This is a genomic window from Kitasatospora sp. NPDC007106, from assembly GCF_040634455.1.
GTDB lineage: Bacteria > Actinomycetota > Actinomycetes > Streptomycetales > Streptomycetaceae > Kitasatospora > Kitasatospora arboriphila.
Genome location: NZ_JBEYFP010000315.1, coordinates 1 through 6,769, shown reverse-complemented (window position 1 = coordinate 6,769; position 6,769 = coordinate 1). Strand labels below are relative to the sequence as shown.

Annotated in this window: 7 protein-coding genes; 5 read left to right on the top strand and 2 right to left on the bottom strand. The window is 72.4% G+C overall.

Translation table 11 applies throughout. From position 1 onward, the window contains the following. On the bottom strand, positions 1–477 hold a 477-nt coding region (locus tag ABZ641_RS21925; protein WP_359984130.1), incomplete at its 3' end, for a type II toxin-antitoxin system VapC family toxin. Between the two features lie 162 nt (positions 478–639). Further along, positions 640–1,032, bottom strand: coding sequence for a hypothetical protein (locus tag ABZ641_RS21920; RefSeq protein ID WP_359984127.1), 393 nt, complete (start codon positions 1,030–1,032; stop codon positions 640–642). Between the two features lie 43 nt (positions 1,033–1,075). On the opposite strand from ABZ641_RS21920, the gene ABZ641_RS21915 reads away from it, so the two are divergent. From ABZ641_RS21915 to ABZ641_RS21895, 5 genes are all read left to right on the top strand, one after another. Beyond that, positions 1,076–2,056: a hypothetical protein gene (locus ABZ641_RS21915; protein WP_359984125.1), complete on the top strand. Its 981-nt coding sequence runs from the start codon at positions 1,076–1,078 to the stop codon at positions 2,054–2,056. Then, complete coding sequence (locus ABZ641_RS21910; protein ID WP_344626001.1) at positions 2,053–2,199, top strand: hypothetical protein; 147 nt, start codon at positions 2,053–2,055, stop codon at positions 2,197–2,199. The genes ABZ641_RS21915 and ABZ641_RS21910 overlap by 4 nt, the downstream gene beginning before the upstream one ends. Before the next feature lie 203 nt (positions 2,200–2,402). After that, the gene (gene acnA / locus ABZ641_RS21905; protein WP_359984123.1) at positions 2,403–5,048 is read left to right on the top strand and encodes an aconitate hydratase AcnA; all 2,646 of its coding nucleotides are present in this window, start codon (positions 2,403–2,405) and stop codon (positions 5,046–5,048) included. Positions 5,049–5,084: 36 nt separating this feature from the next. After that, entirely contained in the window at positions 5,085–5,576 is a 492-nt protein-coding gene (locus ABZ641_RS21900; protein ID WP_359984132.1) for a maleylpyruvate isomerase family mycothiol-dependent enzyme, read from the top strand. Between the two features lie 315 nt (positions 5,577–5,891). Further along, positions 5,892–6,769, top strand: an 878-nt coding sequence (locus ABZ641_RS21895) for a glycoside hydrolase family 18 protein (RefSeq protein WP_359984120.1), incomplete at its 3' end; no start/stop codon positions are given.

The following is a 6,769-nucleotide window of genomic DNA, read 5'->3' as shown; positions in this document are numbered from 1 at the left end:
GGACGAGCGGTCGCCCCTGGACGGCCGGCCGCCGGCCCCGGTGCCGTCGCCGGTGCCGTCGCCGCCGCCGCCGGGGGCGGCGACCGGGCCCGGCCGGATGCCGCGGATCTCGCAGCGCGGTCCGCTGGCCCGCATCAGCCGCAGGTCAGCGGTGACCAGCGGCGCCCCGAGCTGCTCGGCGAGGGCGACGTAGGCGGCGTCGTCCGGGGTGAGGTTGTCCTTGAGCGCCCAGATCCGCCCCAGCAGCGGCGTCACGTCGACCCGCCGGACGGTCAGGGACGGCAGCCGGTCGGCGATCTCGGAGACCTGCTCGGCGGTGAGTTCACGGGCGAGGTAGAGGCCGCGCAGCGACTGCATCACCTCGATCAGCACGTGGTCGGGCGCGGCCCACTCGTCGTCCCGGGCGAGTTCGGCCCGGGCGGCGCGGCCGCGGTCCCCCTCGTCGGCCAGTGCCAGCACCAGTGCGGACGCGTCCACCACGATCATCTTCGACTGCCCCCGGGCTCTCGCTCCGGCCGGTCGGCCCGTCGTGCCGCCGGCTCGGCTCCACCGTAGCCGCCCCCGTCCCGGGCAGTCCCGCACGGTCCCGCGCCGTCCCGCCCGCTGTCGCGCCCCGGAACTGCGGTGCTCCGCTCCCTCTCAGCGGGCCGCCAGCATCCCCACCAGCACCGAACTCGCGTTGGCGGTGAGCGAGGCGGCCGCGAGCAGCGGCCCGGGCAGGCGGACGGTGCCGGTGCGGGCGTCCGGGCGGACGGCGGGTTCGGCCCGGCCCGCCGTCAGCAGTCCGGCCAGCACGGCCTCGACCGCGCACACCGAAGCCTCGGCGAGCGCGAAGGCCGTCCAGTAGGCTGCGGCGGGCCCGGCGGCGGCATGCCGGAGCGACCACCAGAGCACCGGGTGCGTCAGTCCGTTCACCGCGGCTCCCGCCAGGGCGGCCCGGGCCGGACGGACGCGGCCGAGGCCGGCGAGCGCCGCGGTGTACAGCGGCACTTCGACGAGCAGGGTGAGCGCGAGGGCCAGGGGATACGGCACGGGCGTGATGGTGCCACGGGAGGAACGGCCGGGAGGGATCGGCATGGCGGTCGGCGCGGTGCCGGCGGTGCGGACGGCGGGCGCGGCCCTGCCGACGGCCGGGTTCGTGCTGGCGGCCGCGATCGCCCTGGCGTTCGCGCTGCGCGCCCCCGTCGGCCTGGCGGTGCTCGGTCTCGCGACCTTCGGCATCCTGCACAACGTGCTCGAACTGCGCTACGTCGCGGGGCGCTTCGGGGAGGTGCTGGCCGGCCGGTTCCTGCGGCTGCTGCTGGTGCTGATCACCGGGATCGTGGTCTGCCGGCTGCTGCCGCCGGGGCCGGTCCCGCACGCCGCCGAGATCCTGCTCGCGTACGGGCTGCTGGCGGCGGCCTGTCTGCAGGCGTTGCGCGGGCGTCCGGCCGCGCTGGCCGGGGCCGCGATGGTGCTCTCGGCCGCGGCAGCGCTGTCGCTGTCCTTCCCGGCGTACCACTTCGTGGTGCTGGCGCACCTGCACAACCTGGTGCCGCTGGTCTTCCTGTGGGAGTGGTCGAGGCGGCTGCCGCGCGGCCGGGCGGTGTTCCTGGCCGTGCAGTGCGGCTGGGTGCTGGCCGTGCCGGCGCTGCTGCTGCTCGGGGCGCTGGACGGGGTGCTGGCCCCGGCCGACGGGGGAGTGGCGCGGCTGGCGGCCGCGTACACGCCGCCGGCCTGGCTGCACACCGCGGCGGGGCTGCGCTTCGTGGCGGTGTTCGCCTTCCTGCAGACCATGCACTACGTGGTGTGGGTGTGGTTCCTGCCGCGGCACGCGCCGGACGCCGCGGCGGCCTTCGAGCGGCGGGTGCCGCTGCTGCGGGGCGGCCGGGCCTGGCTGCTCGGCGCCGGCGCGGGGGCGGCGCTCGCCGTGCTCTTCGCCACCGACTGGGCGCAGGGCAAGGCGCTGTACGCGGCGGTGGCGAGCTACCACGCCTACCTGGAGTTCCCCGTCCTGTTGCTGCTGGTGGCGGGGCTCGCCCCGGCGGCGCCGTTCGACCGAAAGGACCTCTCGTGAACGCAACGGCCGTGCTGCTGGCGGACATCGCCCCGGAGCCCGCGGACTCCGCCGGGCCGCTGGTGATCGTCGTGGTGGGGGCTCTGGTGGTGGCCGGGGTACTGGCCCTGCTGTGGTTCGCGCGGTCGCGCCGCAGGGGCTGACCTGCTGCGGTTGCGCAGGGGCATCGCCGGGTGAAGTTTGGACGCAGCCATGCACTATGGTTTATCTCGACATCGAGATAACTTCGCACTATCATTTATCTTGACGTCAAGATAGTTGCCGAGAGCCGCACGCCTTCCACATCGGCGAGGTGGGCTTAGCTAAGGCTTACCTTACCATCGAGTGGACCCAGAAGGAGTCAGTCGTGTCCGCGAACAGCTTCGACGCCCGCAGCTCGCTGCAGGTGGGCGACGAGTCGTACGAGATCTTCAAGCTCTCCGCCGTCGAGGGTTCCGAGCGGCTGCCCTACAGCCTCAAGGTCCTGCTGGAGAACCTGCTCCGCACCGAGGACGGCGCGAACATCACCGCCGACCACATCCGCGCGCTGGGCAACTGGGACGCGACGGCCGAGCCGTCCGAGGAGATCCAGTTCACCCCGGCCCGCGTGATCATGCAGGACTTCACCGGTGTGCCGTGCGTCGTCGACCTCGCCACCATGCGCGAGGCCGTGAAGGAGCTGGGCGGCGACCCCTCCAAGATCAACCCGCTGGCCCCGGCCGAGCTGGTCATCGACCACTCCGTCATCGCCGACAAGTTCGGCACCCCGGACGCCTTCGTCCAGAACGTCGAGATCGAGTACGGCCGCAACAAGGAGCGCTACCAGTTCCTGCGCTGGGGCCAGACCGCCTTCGACGAGTTCAAGGTCGTCCCGCCCGGCACCGGCATCGTGCACCAGGTGAACATCGAGCACCTGGCCCGCACCGTGATGGTCCGCAACGGCCAGGCGTACCCCGACACCTGCGTCGGCACCGACTCGCACACCACCATGGTCAACGGCCTCGGCGTGCTCGGCTGGGGCGTCGGCGGCATCGAGGCCGAGGCCGCGATGCTCGGCCAGCCGGTCTCCATGCTGATCCCGCGCGTGGTCGGCTTCAAGCTCAACGGCCAGCTCCCGGCCGGCACCACCGCCACCGACCTGGTGCTCACCATCACCGAGATGCTGCGCAAGCACGGTGTGGTCGGCAAGTTCGTCGAGTTCTACGGCGAGGGCGTCACCGCCATCCCGCTGGCGAACCGCGCCACCATCGGCAACATGTCGCCGGAGTTCGGCTCGACCTGCGCGATCTTCCCGATCGACGCCGAGACCATCAACTACCTCAAGCTCACCGGCCGCGACGAGCAGCAGCTCGCCCTGGTCGAGGCGTACGCCAAGGAGCAGGGCCTCTGGCACGACCCGTCGGTCGAGCCGGTCTACTCCGAGTACCTGGAGCTGGACGTCTCCACCGTCGTCCCGTCGATCTCCGGCCCGAAGCGCCCGCAGGACCGCGTGATCCTGGCCGAGGCCGCGCAGAAGTTCGCCGAGGCGCTGCCGACCTACTCCGCCGAGGCCTCGAAGCCGACCGCCGTCACCGCCCCCGACGGCTCGTCCTACGAGATCGACAACGGCGCGGTCGTGATCGCCTCGATCACCTCCTGCACCAACACCTCCAACCCCTCCGTCATGCTGGGCGCCGCCCTGCTGGCGAAGAAGGCCGTGGAGAAGGGCCTGCACGTCAAGCCCTGGGTCAAGACCACCCTGGCGCCCGGCTCCAAGGTCGTCATGGACTACTACGAGAAGGCCGGCCTGCTCCCGTACATGGAGAAGCTGGGCTTCAACCTGGTCGGCTACGGCTGCGTCACCTGCATCGGCAACTCGGGCCCGCTGCCCGAGGAGGTCTCGGCCGCCGTCAACGCGTCCGACCTCGCGGTCGTCTCGGTGCTCTCCGGCAACCGCAACTTCGAGGGCCGGATCAACCCCGACGTCAAGATGAACTACCTGGCCTCCCCGCCGCTGGTGGTCGCCTACGCCCTCGCCGGCAACATGAACGTCGACATCACCCGCGACGCGCTGGGCCAGGACGCCGACGGCAACGACGTCTTCCTCGCCGACATCTGGCCCTCCGAGCAGGAGGTCGCCGCCGTCGTCGCCGGCTCCATCGACCAGGCCATGTTCGACAAGGGCTACCAGGACGTCTTCGCCGGCGACCACCGCTGGCAGTCGCTCCCCGTCCCGACCGGCAACACCTTCGAGTGGGACGCCGAGTCCACCTACGTCCGCAAGCCCCCGTACTTCGAGGGCATGGCCCAGACCCCGAGCCCGGTGACCGACATCGCCGGCGCCCGCGTCCTGGCCAAGCTGGGCGACTCGGTCACCACCGACCACATCTCCCCGGCCGGCAACATCAAGCCGGGCACCCCGGCGGCGCAGTACCTCACCGAGCATGGTGTGGAGAAGCGTGACTTCAACTCCTACGGCTCGCGCCGTGGCAACCACGAGGTCATGATCCGCGGCACCTTCGCCAACATCCGCCTGCGCAACCAGATCGCGCCGGGCACCGAGGGCGGCTACACCCGCGACTTCACCCAGGCCGACGGCCCGGTGTCGTTCATCTACGACGCCTCGCAGAACTACCAGGCCGCCGGCATCCCGCTGGTCGTCCTGGCCGGCAAGGAGTACGGCTCCGGCTCGTCCCGCGACTGGGCCGCCAAGGGCACCGCGCTGCTCGGCGTGAAGGCCGTCGTCGCCGAGTCCTACGAGCGCATCCACCGCTCCAACCTGATCGGCATGGGCGTCCTGCCGCTGCAGTTCCCCGAGGGCCAGACCGCCGACACGCTGGGCCTGACCGGCGAGGAGACCTTCTCCATCACCGGCGTCACCGAGCTCAACGAGGGCCGCACCCCCAAGACCGTCAAGGTCAAGGCGGGGGACGTGGAGTTCGACGCGGTCGTCCGCATCGACACCCCCGGTGAGGCGGACTACTACCGCAACGGCGGCATCCTGCAGTACGTGCTGCGCAGCCTGATCGGCTGAGTCCCGCAGTAGAACGCGAGCGGCCGGGCCGCACCCCTGTGCGGGGGTGCGGCCCGGCCGTCGCCGTGGTGGCACGGAAGCACGGCGACGCGGTCGGACCTGTCGGACCTCGTCCACACCGAACGGCGGGCCCTGCCGGCGGACGTCCGGGACCTGACCACGGAGCAGTGGACGGTGGAGTCGCCGTACGCGGGACGGAGCGTCCGCGACACGTCGGCGCACACGGCGGCGACGGCCCGGACCACCCCGCCGCTGTTCTTCCCCGGGACGGCCCGGGCCGGCTTCCGCTTCGAGGTGATGACGGCCCGGGAGGTCGCCGCACCGACCGTCGGGGAACCGGCCGCCACCGTGGCCGCCTTCGAGGCGGAGCTCGACCGGGTCCGCCACCCGCCCGGCCCGACGGACACCCGGCCCGGCGAGACGGCGGTGCACGCCGAGGACATCCGCCGCCCGCTCGGCATCACCCACGCCCATCCGCCGCGGGCGCTGACCCGCTGCGCCGACCTCCACCTCCGCCCGACGTCCTGATCGGGGGCAGGTGCCGGGCTGCGGCTGCGGGCCGCCGACACCTCCTGGACCGCCGGGGACGGGCCGGAGGTGGTCGGCCCGATGCCCTCCCTGCTGCCGGCCGTCACGGGCCGTCCGGCGGGCCTCGCCGGGCTCTCGGGGACGGCCTGCCGGTGCTCGCCTCCCGGCTCCCGGACCCGTTCCGGCACGCGGTGGCGGCGTACCGCGCCAACACCCGTCCGTGACCGCCCCCTTGTGCGCACCGGCCCCAGTGGACTAAACCTCTGTCTCGGCTTGGTTCAGACCAATTGACGCCGATTCAGAGAAGGCCACGGCATGCCCAGACGCACCTCCGCAGTCCTCGCGATGGCGGTCGCCGCCGCACTTGCCGCACCCACCGCCGCCCAGGCCCACGACCACGGCCCCCGCCTCAAGGGCGAGCGGGTCGGCTACTTCACCCAGTGGGGCATCTACGGCGGCTACTCCGCCAAGAAGGTGCAGGACTCCGGCCAGGCCGGAAAGCTCACCGTCCTCAACTACGCCTTCGGCAACGTCTCCGCCGACGGCACCTGCTTCGAGGCCAACGCCGCCGGTGTCGGCGACGCCTGGGCCGACTACCAGCGCCCGGTCGGCGCCGAGGAGTCGGTGGACGGCGTCGCCGACACCGCCGAGCAGCCGCTGAAGGGCAACTTCAACCAGCTGCGCAAGCTCAAGGCGAAGAACCCGCAGCTGCGCGCGGTGATCTCGCTCGGCGGCTGGACCTGGTCCAAGTACTTCTCGGACGCCGCCGCCACGGACGCCGCCCGCAAGAAGTTCGTCTCCTCCTGCGTCGACCTCTACCTCAAGGGCGACCTGCCGCAGCTCGGCTCCGCCGAGGGCGGCGCCGGTGCGGGCGCCGGCGTCTTCGACGGCATCGACATCGACTGGGAGTACCCCGGCGGCGGGGGCGACGCCGGCAACGTCGTCCGCCCGGAGGACGGCCGGAACTACACCCTGCTGATGCAGGAGTTCCGCCGCCAGCTGGACGCGCTCGGCCGGCAGCGGCACGCGCACTACCTGCTGACCGCCGCCGTCCCGGCCGGGGAGGAGAAGGCCGACCGGCTGGAGGTCCGCAAGGTCGCCAAGTCGGTGGACTGGCTCAACCTCATGACCTACGACCTGCACGGCCCCTGGGAGGCCCAGGGCCCGACCAACCACCAGGCCAACCTCTACTC

Bases quoted from the DNA above. Each gene is read 5' to 3' on its own strand.
- ABZ641_RS21915 (WP_359984125.1), top strand. From the start codon at position 1,076: ATGGCGGTCGGCGCGGTGCCGGCGGTGCGGACGGCGGGCGCGGCCCTG.